The organism is Francisella adeliensis (genome assembly GCF_003290445.1).
GTDB classification, from domain to species: Bacteria; Pseudomonadota; Gammaproteobacteria; order Francisellales; family Francisellaceae; genus Francisella; species Francisella adeliensis.
Map to the genome: position 1 here is coordinate 192,127 of NZ_CP021781.1, position 16,391 is coordinate 208,517.

The following is a 16,391-nucleotide window of genomic DNA, read 5'->3' on the forward strand; positions in this document are numbered from 1 at the left end:
ATGTGAAGTTATGAAAAAAACATCTGATCAACTGTACTTATATCGTATAGTTCTGATATAATTGTGATAATCAATATCATTTCCTGAATATATACGAGAGTTACTTATGAAATATGCTCTAGTTGGTAATCCTAACTGTGGAAAAACAACAATTTTTAATGCACTTACTGGCTTAAACCAGAAGGTTGGCAATTGGTCTGGTGTAACTGTAGATAAAAAAGTTGGTTCTTTTGAATCTAACAAGCAGAAAGTTGAAATAGTTGATATTCCAGGAATTTATTCATTAGCTGTATCTGATGAAAGCTCTATAGATGAGCAAATAGCTTATTCATACATAATCAACGATAAACCTAATGCAATTATAAATGTACTTGATGCTTCAAACTTAAATAGAAGTTTATACCTTACAATGCAGTTAATTGAGCTAGGACTACCGGTTATTCTAGTAGTGAATATGATTGATGTTGCAAATAAAAAGGGTGCAATTATTCATTATGATAAGCTTGAAAAAATGCTTGGTTGTAAAGTTTTACCTGTTATCGGATCAAAGGGTGTTGGTATAAAAGAGTTAAAGACTCTACTAGCAGAGCCTCAACAAGAATCGTTATTTGATTTAGCTAAGTATTATCCCGAGCAGGTTTTTGATATTCAGAAACTAATTTCAGATTTCAGAGGCCGTGATTTAGGAAGTCTTTGGTTAGCAATGGAGTTTAGTGATAATCATAAAGTTCAATTATCAAGAGAAATATCAAAAGAAGAATTTGATAGGCTTGAGTCTTTATCACAAGAACTATCAGTTACTGAAGTTGGTAAGGTTCGCCACAAAACAGTAAAAGATATTTTAAATGAAGTAGTTGAGTATAAAAAAGTATCTAAATTTAATTTTACTGAAATACTGGATGCTATATGTATGAATAAGTATCTAGGTGTACCAATATTTTTATTTATCATGTACTTGATGTTTTTGTTTTCGATTACACTTGGTGGTGCAGTACAGCCTTTGTTTGATGATTTATCTCACTCAATATTTGTAGATGGTTTCGCTTACTATGCTAACATGGCAGGGTTGCCCGTAGAGGTGTCTGGGATTTTAGCAAATGGTTTAGGTACCGGTTTAAATACTGTTTTGGCATTTATTCCACAGATAGGCTTCTTATTTATATTTCTATCAGTTCTTGAAGATTCGGGATATATGTCTCGAGCTGCTTTTGTAATGGATAGGTTTATGCAATCAATCGGACTTTCAGGAAAAGCTTTCGTACCTCTTATTGTAGGTTTTGGGTGTAATGTTGCATCTATAATGGCAGCTAGAACTTTAGAGACTCGTAAAGATAGATTGATGACACTAATGATGTCGCCGTTTATGTCTTGCGGGGCTAGGCTCGCTATATTTTCTGTATTTGCTAGTGCATTCTTTCCACAAAATGGTGCGACTGTAATATTTTTGCTGTATCTGGCTGGAATAGTAGGTGCTATAGTTACAGGTTATGTTATTAAGTTTACTTTTTTAAAAGGCGATACGGCCCCATTCATATTAGATATTCCAAACTATCATATGCCTTCATTTAAAACAGTGATGATATATAGCTGGAATAGGCTTAAATCGTTTTTAATCCGCGCAGGAAAGGTGATTGTGCCAGTAGCTATAATTGTGGGCAGTTTAAATAGTATAACAGTTGGTAATAAAACCACCGCTTTAGAGTATGCAGGTAAGACTATTACTCCTGTTTTGAATCCTATGGGTATTAACAATGATAACTGGCCTGCGACTGTAGGTCTTATAACCGGGACCTTAGCTAAAGAGGTTGTCGTTGGAACACTTAATACTATTTATACGCAAGATGATAGTGATGGTATACCTACAAGTTTTAGTTTGATAAATAGTGTGAAAGAAGCCTGGGATACTACGATTGATAATGTTAAAGGAATAGATGTTGCTGTTCTTTTAAACCCTGTAAAAGCTAGTGAAGCTGATGCTAGTATGGATAAAGGTGCCATGGGTAATATGGTAACTAAATTTGGTTCTGTGTCTGCTGCCTTTGCATATTTGCTTTTTGTACTGCTTTATATTCCATGTATATCTGTAGTTGGTGCAATGGTTAGGGAGTCAACGCGTGGCTGGGCAATATTATCCGTACTTTGGAGTGTTTCCATAGCTTATGTATGTGCTGTGATAGCCTATCAGTTAGCGAATATATTTACTAACCCTGTTACAGCTATTGTAACCATAGCTTTTGCTATGGCTTATATGCTAGGTATTGTTTTTATAATGAAATATTTATCTACAAAAATAAATTTTGTTGCTAATCTTACTGGCTGTTCTAGCTGTAGTGCAAAAGGTTAATAAAAATATAAAAAATATTTATTTCCTCTCTAAAAATATGTTACTATCAAAATTAGGTGCACTCGAGAGTGTATCGTAATCAATTGAATTTAAAATAAAAAACTTGAGAGGAGTTTTTATGTCAAAGTTTGTCTATGCCTTTAGTGAAGGCAATAAGTCTATGCGTGATTTGTTAGGTGGTAAAGGAGCTAATCTTAGTGAGATGCTAAATAGTGGACTACCTGTACCAGATGGTTTTACAGTAACTACAGAAGCTTGCTTGAAATACTATGATGATCGTCAAAAATTAGGTAAAGATGTTAGAAAGCAAATATTTGATCATGTTTCAACGCTAGAGCAAAAGACAGGCAAAACATTTGGTAGTGGTAAAAATCCATTATTAGTATCTGTGCGATCTGGGGCTAGAGTTTCTATGCCTGGTATGATGGACACAGTACTAAACCTTGGTTTAAATGATAATGTTGCTAAATCAATGGTTGATAAGACAAATAACCCTCAGTTTGTTTATGATAGTTATAGAAGATTTATTATGATGTTCGCTGATGTTGTTAAGGACTGTGAGAAAAAACCATTTGATAAAATTCTTGATGATAAAAAAGCTCAAAGAAAAGTCCAAAATGATTGTGATTTAAGTGCACAAGACTATAGAGATATAGTCGCAGAATATAAAAATATTTATAAGAATTTAGTGGGTAAAGAATTTCCTGTAGATCCTATTGAGCAGTTGCTAGAGGCTGTAGAAGCAGTATTTAGGTCTTGGAATGCTGATAGAGCCATAATTTATAGAGAGATCAATAATATCTCAAATAACTGGGGTACGGCTGTAAATGTTCAAGAAATGGTTTATGGTAACTCAGGAAATAATTCTGGTACAGGTGTGGCATTTACGCGTAATCCTTCTACAGGTGAAAACAAACTTTTTGGTGAATACCTTATAAATGCTCAAGGTGAGGATGTAGTCGCTGGTACTAGAACTCCACAACCAATCTCTAGTTTAAAAGATGCTATGCCAGAGGTTTTTTCAGATTTTGTTAAAATTGCGAATAATCTTGAGAAAGTATATAAAAATATGCAAGATATGGAATTTACCATCGAAGATGGTAAGCTTTTCATGTTACAAACTCGTAATGGTAAAAGAACAGCAAGAGCAGCTATTAAAATAGCTGTCGATATGGCAAAAGAAAAGCTTATAACTGATGAAGAAGCTGTGATGATGGTAGAACCTCAACTTCTTGAGCAGTTACTTCACCCTAAGTTTGACGAAAAAGCTTTAGCTTCAAAAAGACCTCTTGGTACAGCTCTTGGTGCTTCTCCTGGTGCTGCTAGTGGTAGGATTTATTTTGACGTTGAATCGCTACTTGCTGCAAAAGAGCGTGGTGAAGAAAAAACAATACTAGTTAGAATCGAAACATCACCTGAAGATATCGCTGGTATGAATGCATGTAATGGTATCTTAACTCTTCGAGGTGGAATGACCTCTCATGCAGCAGTTGTAGCTCGTGGTATGGGTAAATGTTGTGTATCAGGTTTGGAAACGGCAAGAATTAATGAAGAGAAGAAAACTATCACATTTGAGCGAGGCCAAGTATTTAGTGAAGGTGATTACCTTTCTTTAGATGGTACGAAGGGAGATGTTTACAGGGGTATTATAAAAACTGTAGATCCTGAGGTTACAGAAGATTTTGCAGAGTTTATGGAATTTGTTGATAGCGTGCGTAAGCTTCGTGTTAGATGTAATGCTGATACTTTCCATGATGCTCAAATTGCTCGCCAATTTGGAGCAGAAGGAATAGGGCTTTGCAGAACTGAGCATATGTTCTTTGAAGAAGATAGAATTTCTTATGTAAGACAAATGATACTAGCTAAAGATCAAGCTGAAAGACAAAAAGCATTAGATAAACTGTTGCCTGTACAACAGCAAGACTTTGAAGAGCTTTTTGAGGCTATGGATGGTTTAGCTGTTACTATTAGATTTATTGACCCACCTTTACATGAATTTTTGCCACGTGAAGCTGATGAAATAGAAGCATTAGCGAGAGAATTTAAGATCAGTTATAGCGAGCTTGAGAATCGTATAGAATCTTTAAATGAATCAAACCCTATGATGGGCCATCGTGGCTGCAGACTTGCTGTTACTTATCCTGAGATAATCGAAATGCAAACAAAGGCTATAATTTATGCTGCTATTTCATCTCAGCGTATGGGTGTTAAAGTGATTCCTGAGTTAATGATACCTTTGGTTAGTACTCTTGGCGAATTTAAGCTGTTAGGTGGGATTATCCGAGAAACTGCAGAAATGATTATCAAGCGTGAAAAAGTAAGCCTTGAATATAAGGTTGGTGTGATGCTTGAAACGCCAAGGGGTGCAATAGGTGCAGGTATGCTAGCAGAGGCTGGGTGTGAGTTCTTCTCATTTGGTACAAATGATCTTACTCAGATGACTTTTGGCTTTAGTCGAGATGATGCTAATAAGTTTATTAAAGACTATCTTGAGAAAGGTATTTTGAGTTTTGACCCATTTGCAAGACTAGATCCTAAGGGTGTTGGTAAGCTAATGGAAATAGCTAAAGAAAGTGTAAAAGCAGTAAACCCAACGGCTAAGATGGGTATTTGTGGTGAGCATGGTGGTGAACCTTACTCAGTAGCATTCTGTCATGACTTAGGTTTAGATTATGTATCTTGTTCTCCATTTAGAGTACCAGTTGCCAGGCTTTCCGCTGCTCAGGCTAAAATTTATGCAGATAATGATTAATTTGTTATTCAAGTAACGTTCTTATATAAACTTTCATTTTTTTAAAAAACTTTTAATCGACTAGACATAGTTTTTGATTCTGTTACGATACTTTTATCTTTTAATAATTGAAGTTACGTTGTGACTTCAGTTAACAATGTTTGTTGTAATTGGTGTTAAAACTATGTTGAGTATTATTCAAAGGGTTGAGTCTGCAAGTGTATCTATAGACAATAATAAAGTTGCAGATATTCGTCAGGGGATTTTGGCATTAGTATGTGTTGAAAAAGATGATGGTGAAATAAACTTTGAAAAAATGGTCGATAAACTTATTAAATATCGTATATTTGAAGATGATAGCGGTAGAATGAATTTATCATTGCAAGATATTCAGGGTGAGATTATTATCGTACCACAATTTACATTAGCGGCAGATACAAAAAAAGGTAATCGCCCAAGCTTTAGTAGTGGGTGTAGTCCAGATATTGCTGAGGTTAAATTTATTGAATTCAAAAGGTTATTTGAAAGTAAGTATTCAAAAGTTCAAGCTGGTATATTTGGAGCAGATATGAAGGTTTCTTTAGTCAATGATGGACCAGTAACTTTTAGTTTTAAGGTGTGATAATGAAGAAAAAGATTTGTATAGTTGGTGGTAGTGGTGAAATGGGTCAAATGACACAAACTATATTTTCAAAATATTTGTCTGAATATGAGTTGACTGTATTTGATGAAAGTGACTGGGGAAACCCTCGAGACAAACTTGCTAATCAAGATATTGTCTTACTTTCAGTTCCTATATTTCTAACAAATGAAATTATAAAAAAAGTAGTACCATTTCTTTCGCCGAATACAATTCTAGCAGACTATACAAGTATTAAAGCAGAGCCTCTTCAATCAATGCTTAAAAACTATAGTGGACCTGTGGTTGGTCTTCACCCTATATTTGGACCAACTATTTCTAATCCAGATAACCAAGTAATAGTGGTTTGTGATGGGCGGAGTAAAGGTAGGTATCAATACTTCATAAATGATTTAGCTAGAATTGGGTTTGAAATTGAAAATATGAAGGCAGAAGATCACGATGAGGCTATGACCTTTATACAAGGTGTTGAACATTTTAGTGTGTATTGTATGGGGCTTTTTTTAAAACAAAAAAATATTAACATTCAACAGATGTTAAAACTTGCTAGTCCAGTTTATAAGATGGAGCTAAATATTATTGGTAGACTATTTAGTCAAGGCCCTGGATTATATGCAGATATAATAATGTCTGATAAAAAGCGTGAGCAAACTATAGGTGAGTTCGCGGAAGTTGTAAGCTCTAGTGCTAAAAAGGTTCAGCAACAAGATAAAGGTGATTTTATTAAAAATTTTAACACTGTAAAAGAGTGGATGGGAGACTTTGCTAATAGAGCTTATGAGGAAAGTGATAGACTTTTGATTGATAGAAAGTAATATGAAAATGTAAACTATAGTTTTTCTAAGATGGGTTGTAAAATCTATAGTCTTATAAAACTAATCAAACCTTCTACTAGGATAAACGAAAAATATATTTATTTTATTGGTTTTCTATGCTAGAAAGCATATAATGTACTCTAAAGGTAAGTATAATTTATAAATATTTCTTATAAATTTTAAAGGTTGATAATAAATGGGTTTAGCAAGTAATAATTTTTGTGCAGTAGATCTTGGATCACATAAAGTCACAGTAGCAATTGGTCAAGTTGCTGAAGGAGATGGGATTAAGATTTTAGGCGTTAGTCAAAAGCGTTCGAAAGGCATTAGAAAGGGTTCTATAATTAATCTTGAAATGGCTATTGAAACTTTAAATGCAGCTTTAGATGAAGCAAAAAATATAGCTGGAGTCGAAATAAAAGAAATTACATTAGGAGTTGGTGGACCAACTATTTCTAGTTTTAATTCATACGGGTTAGCAGCTGTTGAAAATAGTGAGGTTACTATTGATGACCTTGCTATGGCAATAAAAACTGCAAAGGCTGTGCCAATGTCAGCAGATACAGAAACCTTACATGTATTGCAAAGAGATTATGTTGTAGACGGGCAAACAGGTGTTACGGAGCCCATCGGGATGTTTGCTGTAAGACTTGAGTCAAATGTACATATTGTTGTAGCTTCCTCAAGGTTATTGCAGAATGTGAGAAAATGTGTGTCAAGTTGTGGCTACAAAATTAGTAACACAGTTGTTGAACAATTAGCATCAAGCTCAGCTACACTTACAGAAAACGAGCGTGAGATGGGTGTTTGTTTAGTTAATATGGGCGCAGATACAACTAGTTTTTCGGTGTTTATAGAAGGCGGTATCTGTTTTACATCTACTTTAGCAATAGGTGGTAGTGATATTTCTTCAGATATATCTAAGGTATTCAGACTTCCTATTGAGGCGGCTGAAAGTTTAAAGTTACAGTATGGTTATGCTGCAAGTAAATACTTAAAAAATCCTGATGAAAAAATTGATATACCAAATTCTTTGGGAAATGCTAAAAAAAGAATTTCTTTACAGGATTTATCGCTTGTTATAGAAGCTAGAATTGAAGAGATGTTTGAATCTTTGTATTCTGAGTTAAACAGAAATGGTTTGTTAGAGATTATGTCTTCAGGAATAGTTTTTACAGGTGGTGGAGCTAAGATGAAGGGAGTTCCTAGGCTTGCAGAAGATATGTTTAAACTCCCTGTTAGAGTTGGCGGGCCTATAGAGGTTTCTGGTGCAAGTGAGGTTGTTCACAACCCTGCCTATTCAACTGTTGTTGGATTATTGAAATATGCTGTTGAGCATGATGATAGTGAGAAAACGATAGAAAAGGTAGAAGAAGATGTTGCTGAATTGGGTAAACCTAAGAAGAAAAAAGTCGTTTCTTCTGTGAAGGGTTGGTTCTCTAATAATTTTTAAAAGTTTATAATTAAAAAGGTTAAAAACAAAGGAGTAAAAGTATGTTTGATTTTAATGACTCTATGGTATCAAGTGCCGTGATTAAAGTTATTGGTGTAGGTGGCGGTGGCGGTAATGCTGTGCAACACATGTGTGAAGAAGTCACTGATGTTGAGTTTTTTGCATTAAATACGGATGGCCAAGCATTATCTAAATCAAAGGTTCAAAATGTTTTGCAAATTGGTACTAACCTTACAAAAGGTCTTGGTGCTGGAGCAAACCCTGAAATTGGTAAAAGAGCTGCTACAGAAGATAGAGCTAAGATTGAGCAACTTTTAGAAGGTGCTGATATGGTATTTATTACTGCTGGTATGGGTGGTGGTACAGGTACAGGTGGTGCTCCGGTTGTTGCTGAAGTTGCAAAAGAGATGGGTATACTGACAGTTGCTGTAGTCACTAAGCCATTCCCTTTTGAAGGTCCAAGAAGAATGAAAGCTGCTGAGTATGGTGTAGATGAACTTACACAGTTTGTTGATTCTATAATCACGGTTCCTAATGAAAAACTATTAAGCGTACTTGGCAAAGGAGCATCTCTTTTAGATGCATTTAATGCTACAAATGATGTATTAGGTAATGCTGTAAAAGGTGTTTCTGAGCTTATAACTAAGCCTGGTCTTATTAACGTCGATTTCGCTGATGTTAGAGCTGTAATGACTGATATGGGTCTTGCTATGATGGGTATGGGCGAAGCTGCTGGTGAAAACAGAGCTCGTGAAGCCGCAGAAGCTGCTATATCAAGTCCATTACTTGAAGATATTAATTTAGATGGTGCTAAAGGCGTAATAGTGAATATTACAGCTGGTATGGACATGACTATTGGTGAATTTGAAGAAGTTGGTGAGGTTATTAGATCATTTATTTCTGATGATGCTATTGTTATTGCCGGTACTGTGATTGATATGGATATGTCTGATACTATGAAAGTCACGGTTGTTGTTACAGGTATTGAAAAAGTAGCTATGAAAAAAGGTTTTGGTATTGAAAAAAATGCTCAACAACCATCTAGAGATAATAATACAAATAAGCCAGCGGCATCATTCTTAAGAAAAGAGACAGAAGTTGCTGGTAATAATCCAAGTCAAAATTCTAACCCTCAAGATACTCATAAGTCTGACATTCCTAGCTTCTTGAGAAGAAAATAATCTTTTTAAGCTCTTAACTCTGTGACGAAAGATTATAGAGTTTAACAAATAAATTCTCTTGTATACTAAACTAACAAAAGGGTAGACAATGAATCAAAAAACTATTTCTAAAGAATTCTCTGTAACAGGTATTGGTTTACATTCGGGAGTTGATGTTTCGATGACTGTTAAGCCAGCAGATATTAATTCAGGTATAGTGTTTAGAAGAGCAGATCTAAATCCTGTAGTTGATATCAAGGTTATACCATCGAGTATTAAAGAGGCAGTAATGTGTACTCTTTTAACGAAAGATGGAGATCAAAGCTTATCAGTGTCAACAATTGAGCATCTGATGTCTGCTTTTGCAATGTTTGAGATTGATAATGTACTTATAGAAGTCAATGCTCCTGAACTTCCTGTAATGGATGGTAGCTCATATGAGTTTACACAAATTTTGACTGAAACGGGTATACAGAAGCAATCAGCTCCAAGACAAGGTATCAAAATATTAAAGCCTGTGCGTGTTGAGCATGAAGATAAGTTTGCAGAAGTTTTGCCTAGTGATACTTTAACTTATGAGTTTAAGATAGAGTGGGATCATCCTGTTATAGCTGCTACAAACGACCATATAGTGTTTAAATACGATCTTGATGAATATATTGAGATGGTATCCAAAGCACGAACATTTGGCTTTTATGAGCAATTAGAGTATTTACATCAAAATAATCTTGCAAAAGGTGCTTCATTAGATAATGCTGTTGGCATATCGAATGAAGGAGTTTTAAATGATGGTGGACTTCGTTATGATGATGAGTTTGTTCGACATAAACTTTTGGATGCTATAGGTGACTTTTATGTTGGTGGCTATATAGAAGGGCATTTTAACTGCTATAAATCTGGTCATACGCTTAATAACAAACTCCTTCACGCAATCTTTGCAGATGAAAGTGCATGGACATATATCTAAAAATCCATTATATATCTGATGTCAAGGTATATCAAAAATATATCAAAACTTCCTAAATATTTAATCTATTTGAATAATATATCTTTATAAAACATAAAAGTGTTGTATTTTGAGATTGATGAAATATTCTCAAAGCCTTACAAGAAGAGTTTAGCTTGATTTGGTGATTTGATTTTCTTAAAATGGGATATCATCATCAAAGTTGTTAGAGTTGATTTCTGCAAAATCAGGCATTTTATTTTGTTGTTGAGGCTGCTTATTAAAATTGTTGTTATTTGATTGCTGATTATTATTTGAATAATTAGAGTTGTTGTTTTGGTAGTTTGAATCACCACCTTGACTTCCACCGCCAATAAACTCAAAGCTACTAGCAATAATATCTGTAGAGTACTGAGTATTACCATTTTTATCTTGATATTTACTTGTGCGAAGTCTACCTTCTATAAAAAGCTGAGAACCTTTTCTAGTATATTTTTGGATAGCTTCAGCACCTTTGCCAAATACTACAACTCTATGCCATTCTGTTGTTAGATTATCACCATAACCATCATTAGTAGCAATACTTAGTGTTGCTACAGTAGTACCATTTTGAGTAGTCCTTACTTCAGGATCATTTCCTAATCTACCTAATATTGTTACTTTGTTTACAGTTCCTTTAGCCATTTATTTTCTCCTTTTCATAGCACAAATATAGTGCTGTTATTTGATAACTACATACTGAATATTACAGTAAAAGTTTCTAAAATTCACCCTTGACTGCAAAACTTATTTCTTCATAACAAAAACCATTGTACGCTAAATAGTTCATTGCTTTTTGTTTTAGCTTTAAATCTGTTTGAAATAATGAAGTGTTTTTATACTTTTTGGTAAGACATTTCAAGCATTGTTCAAACCAGTCAATCTCTAACTCATCAAAAGCATTGTTAACTAGTTCGTCACTTAGACCTTTTTGGTAAATTGCACTATTTGTGATGCGTTTTTTGCCACGAAGCTTATTTACTTCACTACGAATAAAAGTCTCGGCAAATCTTTTATCACAAAGCCATTTGTTCTTTTCAAATTCATCTAATAAAGAATCTATTTCAGTTAGAGAAATATTCTCTCTTAGATGTAGTTTGTCAGAAAGTTGCTTGCGTGAATATTCTTGTTTAGCGAGAAGATATAAAAGATAGTTTCTTTCTTTAGATAAGCTCATCTTGAGTAGTAGCTTTTACTTTTGATTTTTTTGTTTCTGATTTGACTGGTGCTTTTGTCTCTTGAGTTTCTTTAGCGTATTTATGAGGCATAAGTAACTCTAAAAGTTTGCGCTCAATCTCATCACGAATCTCAGTATTTTCTTTAAGATAATCTTTTGATTTTTCTTTACCTTGACCAATTTTACTACCATTATAGCTATACCAAGCACCTGATTTTTCAACGATACCATGCTTAGCACCTAGATCAACAAGTTCTGCTTCAAGAGATATTCCCTCACCATATATAAGTTCAAACTCACATTGTCTAAAAGGAGGAGCTACTTTGTTTTTAACTATCTTAACTTTGATAGCGTTACCATTTACAACATCACCATCCTTAATGGCAGCACCTTTACGAACTTCTAACCTTACAGAAGAGTAAAATTTAAGAGCATTACCACCAGTGGTAGTTTCAGGGTTACCAAACATTACACCAATTTTCATACGAATTTGGTTGATAAACATTACTAGAGTATTTGAGCGCTTGATGTTTGCTGTAAGTTTGCGTAATGCTTGAGACATAAGCCTAGCTTGTAACCCCATGTGAGAGTCACCCATATCACCTTCAATTTCTGCTTTAGGAGTAAGTGCTGCCACTGAATCTACTACAACTATATCTACACCACCAGAACGCACTAGCATATCTGCTATCTCTAAAGCTTGCTCACCTGTATCAGGTTGTGAAACAATTAGATTATCTACATCTACTCCTAAAAGTTTTGCATATTTAGGGTCTAATGCATGTTCAGCATCAATAAAAGCAGCTGTACCGCCTTGCTTTTGGCATTGAGCTATAGCAAGTAAGGTTAATGTGGTTTTGCCAGAAGATTCGTGACCGTATATTTCTATGATACGACCTTTAGGATAACCGCCAATACCAAGAGCGACATCAAGTGCAATCACACCTGCAGGAATCACTTCAATATCATGGTTTGCTTGTTGCTCACCTAATTTCATTACAGAACCTTTACCGAACTGCTTTTCAATTTGTGATAGTGCTGACTCTAAAGCTTTTTCTTTACTCATGTTGACCTCTATGAAGTTAGTGTTTTTTACCATCTTCAGCATTAGCTAAAGAGTCTTGATACATTGCATCAAAGTTTACTGCGGATAAGCATAATTGTGGGAAGCCACCAGAGTTCACTAAGTCTGAAATAGCCTCACGAGCATAGTGGTAAAGGATATTTGGACAAAAAGCTTGCTTAGCATGTTCAATCTGGCCTTCTTCCATATTTGCTACAGTAAATATACCAGCTTGCTTAACCTCTATTTCAAAAGCTACAACCCCGTCATTTTCAACTTTAACCTCTACTGTTAGCTCACTTTCATAAGTATTTTCTTCTGGCAAGTTTTGAGCATTTACTTTTAAGTCAGTATGAAGTTGTGGTTTCCATTCTGTGGTCCAAATTTTATCTGAATTTGGCACTGAAAAAGATAAATCTTTTACATAAACTTTTTGTATCTGGAATTGTGGTTGTTGTTGATCCATTATTACAATCCTTGTTTGTTTATTGAATTATTTAGAAAGTGATTTTACTGGGTAGCTTGCTTGTAGCCATGCGCTTAAGCCACCTTTTAATGTATATACTTGCTCAAAACCTTCTTTACGTAATACAAGCATTGATTTTTCAGGTTGGTTTCCATATATTACTATAGGTTTAGCCTTGTATTTTGCTAGTTTTTTATGTTTTTCACTTAGTTCATTCGCAGTAATATTATGCGCACCAATAATATGAGCATTTATAAAAGACTCTTGATCTCTAGTATCTAGATATATACCTTTATTTCTGTTTACAACTAATACAGCATCAGCAACAGAAAGGTTGTATTGAGATTTTTTTGTTTGAGTCAATTCAAAGATTATATAAATAGCTAATATTAATATAAATGAAAGGCAAAACAATAAGTTTTGTGATACGAAAGTTCCTATATTTTCCATGATTATTTTCTTATTTCTATGATTTTAGTTATGATATCTAAATATAGATTATACATAGCTTTCGATATAAAAAAAAGAAGCTTTTTGATATTAGGATAAAAGGATTTTTTAAAGAAGGGAGATTTGAGTAGAAACTACTTCATTTTAGCAACTATTTCTTTAGTTACATCAATGCTATCTACATTATATAGGCTCATTTCAGCTGGCAATATAGCATCAAGTTGCTTTTCTTTTGCAACATCAGCAGAAGCTTTAGTTAAAGAAGCTTTAAATGCATCAGCATCATCAGAAGCCATTTTTTGAACTTGGTTCATAAGGTCTTGGTATTGCTTCATAGCTTTTTCAAGATCAGCCTGAGCTTGAGCTTTATCAGTGTTTTCAGCTTTATCTGCAGTAGCAGCATCTTTTTGATCACCTTTTGCATCGTCATTAGCAACATCATCTTTCTCTTCAGTATAAGAGTTTACTTTTTGCTGTAATGTAGTGATGTTCTTTTTAAGCTCATCCATTTGAGGTTTTAGTTTTTTCTCATCAGCAGTTACTTTAGCTTTACCAAGTGGAGAAGTTTCAAATACGTCTTGAACATTTGCAAAACCGACACCGCCAGCAAAAGCTGAAGTTGCAGATATAAGTAAACCGCCGGCGATAGCTGCACCTAAGATAGTTTTTTTCATATTTATTTCCTTGTTGTTTTTGTTTTTAAACACTTGTTAATTATCGATTATAGTCATGGTTTTTAGATGTTTCAATACTAATTGTTAATTATTTCATACTAAAGCCAGTTTCTGAAAGAGCTTTATAATAAATAGATGAACCTAGTTTTTGAGATAAATCTGTGAAGAAGTCTTGAGGTTCGGTGTAGTCAATAATATCAAGGTCATTATACTTATCTCGTTTAAGTTTGTTGACAGAAGAAAAGCCATCTATTAACCCAATTTTTTTTGCCTCTATACCGCTGAAAGGTTCTCCTGAGAAGGTGGTGTTCATTGATTTGTTTTTTAGTCTATTACCTCGAGATTTTTCAACAGCTTCAATGAATACTTGGTGAGTTTCATTTAGTAGTTTTTCAAAATCTTTGGTTTGTTCATCGTTTTTAGGAGCAAAGGGGTCTAGGAAGTTTTTGTTTTTACCCGCAGCATATGTTCTTCTTTCTACACCTAGCTTTTTCATCAGTTCTGTGAAACCAAAACTACTGCCAATTACACCTATAGATCCAGTGAGAGACATTTTGTTTGCATAGATTTCTTTTGCTCCAGCTGCGATATAGTAACCACCACTTGCACATATATCTGTACAGATTGCGTACATAGGTATTTTAGGGTGCTTTTGTTGTAAGTATTTCATATGTTCGTAGATATCATCAGATTGGACAGGTGATCCACCAGGGCTATTTATTTCAATGAAGACAGCCTTAGTTTTTTTATTGTTATAAGCATTGTCAAGGCTTTCGTTGATGCGTTCAGCATTAGCTGCTGAGTCACTTGCGATTATCCCATCTATTTTTACTAAGGCAATATGTTGTTTTAGATCTTTAGAAGAACTAAATAAGCTAGGAATAAATGCAACAATAATCACGAGCAAAATAAATACTCTTATGATGAATCGCCACCGTCTACGACTCCTCATATCGTTTATATGTACTTTTGCAAGTTCTTCTAATGTTTCATTTGATATATTTCTTTCCATTTCCAGCCTATATTTGTTAATATTCTCAATCATAATTGTAAGCTATAGTAACTGATAATAGTACTGTTTTGATTGGAGAAAATAAAATGCCTCTTTCATTAGATGAAAAAGCAAAAAAACTAGGTCTGAAAAATATTAGTAAGCATATATTTTTATGTTGTGATCAGGAAAGACAAAAGTGCTGTAATGGCGAAGAGTCTTTAAGATCTTGGGAGTATCTCAAGGCTAGACTTAATGAATTAAATTTAGCTCAGAATGGCCATATATATAGATCGAAAACTTACTGTCTAAGAATTTGTCAAAAAGGACCTGTGGCAGTTGTTCATCCTGATAATGTTTGGTATCACTCATGTACTCCTGATGTCTTAGAAGAAATCATACAAAAGCATTTGATTGGTGGTGAGGTGGTTGAGGAGTATGTTTTTGCTGCGAGTGAAGATTTGTAGTATTTAGTATGTTTTTACTGAGGAAGGGTATTATTTAATAATTTCAGAAACCATACATCTTGCAGTGCCGCCCCCAACATCTTCGATAGTTTTAACACTACATGCTAGTCTTTCACAATATTGATCTATCATTTGTGTTTGGTTTTCTGTTAAACCCATATTTGCTGTCGCTGAGAGTATTAAAAAGCTCCTACCTTGAGCATTTTTTACTTCTAGGTTGTTGCAACATCTTAGGGATATTTGTTTCTTTGAAAGGTCTATGATAATTTTCCCAGAATCTTGTAGCGCTTTAGCCACAATATCTCTTTCTTTTTCGCATTTAATAGACTCAAGGCATACAAAAATTAGTTTTTCACCGATACTTAATATTTGTGTTGTTTGGTATATGGGTTTGTTTTTATGGTCTAAAGCTGTAAATGTTATTAAATCAAAGCCTAATTCATCAGCAACCTTTTGAGCTAATTCTTTATCGCCACGTCTAGATAATGATAAAAATATCTTCTTATGAGTCTTATCAAAAACCATTGCAGCATTACCTTCTAAATGTCTTGAGAAATCACCGCGGAAATCTTTAACTTTATAGTCTAGTCCTAACTTTTCCTTAAGAAGATTTTTGAGTTTTTGGGGTTCAACTTCTGCTCGACGTATTGCAGATAAAAGAGGGTAAACAAATAGGTAATGTTTGCCATCTATCTTATGAGTTGACAACCAGTCATTTACAAACACAGCATCTGGTGAGTCTGAATCTGACTTCATTATAATGATATTTATGTTCCTTGACCGAAGGTAGTTTATCATTTCATAAAACTCATCTTTTGCCATGGCTTGTAGAGTTTGTGAGTTTAAACTTGATTCTTGCTGAAAAGAGTTATCTTCATAACATTCTTGATTAAAACCAAAATTATTTGGTTCGACCATTAGTACTGTATCTGATACTTGTTCGTGCATATTACAGAAAACCTTACGGTAATGAAT

General features: G+C 34.2%; 16 protein-coding genes. 8 read left to right on the plus strand and 8 right to left on the minus strand.

What is annotated here, in order from left to right:
- Positions 1–106: 106 nt before the first annotated feature.
- The 7 genes from feoB (at position 107) to lpxC (ending at position 10,110) form a co-directional block, all read left to right on the plus strand.
- The gene (gene feoB, locus CDH04_RS00910; RefSeq protein WP_112869237.1) at positions 107–2,344 is read left to right on the plus strand and encodes a Fe(2+) transporter permease subunit FeoB; all 2,238 of its coding nucleotides are present in this window, start codon (positions 107–109) and stop codon (positions 2,342–2,344) included.
- 118 nt (positions 2,345–2,462) lie between these two features.
- The gene (gene ppdK / locus CDH04_RS00915; RefSeq protein ID WP_112869238.1) at positions 2,463–5,096 is read left to right on the plus strand and encodes a pyruvate, phosphate dikinase; all 2,634 of its coding nucleotides are present in this window, start codon (positions 2,463–2,465) and stop codon (positions 5,094–5,096) included.
- Between the two features lie 163 nt (positions 5,097–5,259).
- Positions 5,260–5,697, plus strand: a complete 438-nt coding sequence (dtd, locus tag CDH04_RS00920; protein ID WP_112870852.1) for a D-aminoacyl-tRNA deacylase — start codon at positions 5,260–5,262, stop codon at positions 5,695–5,697.
- A gap of 2 nt (positions 5,698–5,699) precedes the next feature.
- On the plus strand, positions 5,700–6,530 hold the full coding sequence (gene tyrA / locus CDH04_RS00925) for a bifunctional chorismate mutase/prephenate dehydrogenase (protein ID WP_112869239.1): 831 nt from the start codon (positions 5,700–5,702) through the stop codon (positions 6,528–6,530).
- Between the two features lie 196 nt (positions 6,531–6,726).
- Positions 6,727–7,983 carry a cell division protein FtsA gene (ftsA, locus tag CDH04_RS00930; protein ID WP_112869240.1) on the plus strand — a complete coding sequence of 419 codons (1,257 nt, stop codon included), beginning with the start codon at positions 6,727–6,729 and terminating at the stop codon, positions 7,981–7,983.
- A gap of 41 nt (positions 7,984–8,024) precedes the next feature.
- Complete coding sequence (gene ftsZ, locus CDH04_RS00935; RefSeq protein WP_112869241.1) at positions 8,025–9,164, plus strand: cell division protein FtsZ; 1,140 nt, start codon at positions 8,025–8,027, stop codon at positions 9,162–9,164.
- A gap of 88 nt (positions 9,165–9,252) precedes the next feature.
- Complete coding sequence (lpxC, locus tag CDH04_RS00940; RefSeq protein ID WP_112869242.1) at positions 9,253–10,110, plus strand: UDP-3-O-acyl-N-acetylglucosamine deacetylase; 858 nt, start codon at positions 9,253–9,255, stop codon at positions 10,108–10,110.
- Between the two features lie 177 nt (positions 10,111–10,287).
- On the opposite strand, the gene CDH04_RS00945 is transcribed toward lpxC, so the two are convergent.
- The 7 genes from CDH04_RS00945 to CDH04_RS00975 all read right to left on the minus strand — a co-directional run bounded on the left by CDH04_RS00945 (position 10,288) and on the right by CDH04_RS00975 (position 14,970).
- On the minus strand, positions 10,288–10,773 hold the full coding sequence (locus CDH04_RS00945; RefSeq protein WP_112869243.1) for a single-stranded DNA-binding protein: 486 nt from the start codon (positions 10,771–10,773) through the stop codon (positions 10,288–10,290).
- A gap of 76 nt (positions 10,774–10,849) precedes the next feature.
- Positions 10,850–11,305, minus strand: coding sequence for a regulatory protein RecX (locus CDH04_RS00950; RefSeq protein ID WP_112869244.1), 456 nt, complete (start codon positions 11,303–11,305; stop codon positions 10,850–10,852).
- Complete coding sequence (gene recA, locus CDH04_RS00955; protein ID WP_112870853.1) at positions 11,292–12,371, minus strand: recombinase RecA; 1,080 nt, start codon at positions 12,369–12,371, stop codon at positions 11,292–11,294. The genes CDH04_RS00950 and recA overlap by 14 nt, the downstream gene beginning before the upstream one ends.
- A 16-nt stretch (positions 12,372–12,387) precedes the next feature.
- Positions 12,388–12,834: a protein-export chaperone SecB gene (gene secB / locus CDH04_RS00960; protein WP_112869245.1), complete on the minus strand. Its 447-nt coding sequence runs from the start codon at positions 12,832–12,834 to the stop codon at positions 12,388–12,390.
- A gap of 27 nt (positions 12,835–12,861) precedes the next feature.
- A complete protein-coding gene (locus CDH04_RS00965) occupies positions 12,862–13,284 on the minus strand; it encodes a rhodanese-like domain-containing protein (RefSeq protein WP_112869246.1) in 423 nt (140 codons plus the stop codon).
- A gap of 134 nt (positions 13,285–13,418) precedes the next feature.
- Positions 13,419–13,958: an OmpH/Skp family outer membrane protein gene (locus tag CDH04_RS00970; RefSeq protein ID WP_112869247.1), complete on the minus strand. Its 540-nt coding sequence runs from the start codon at positions 13,956–13,958 to the stop codon at positions 13,419–13,421.
- An 88-nt stretch (positions 13,959–14,046) separates the two neighbouring features.
- Entirely contained in the window at positions 14,047–14,970 is a 924-nt protein-coding gene (locus tag CDH04_RS00975; RefSeq protein WP_112870854.1) for a S49 family peptidase, read from the minus strand.
- An 86-nt stretch (positions 14,971–15,056) separates the two neighbouring features.
- Here CDH04_RS00975 and CDH04_RS00980 point away from each other — a divergent pair, with 86 nt between their 5' ends.
- Positions 15,057–15,416: a (2Fe-2S) ferredoxin domain-containing protein gene (locus tag CDH04_RS00980; RefSeq protein WP_112869248.1), complete on the plus strand. Its 360-nt coding sequence runs from the start codon at positions 15,057–15,059 to the stop codon at positions 15,414–15,416.
- A gap of 30 nt (positions 15,417–15,446) precedes the next feature.
- Here the strand turns inward: CDH04_RS00980 and CDH04_RS00985 are convergent, their stop codons facing one another.
- Positions 15,447–16,364, minus strand: coding sequence for an arginine deiminase-related protein (locus CDH04_RS00985; protein ID WP_112869249.1), 918 nt, complete (start codon positions 16,362–16,364; stop codon positions 15,447–15,449).
- Positions 16,365–16,391: the final 27 nt, after the last annotated feature.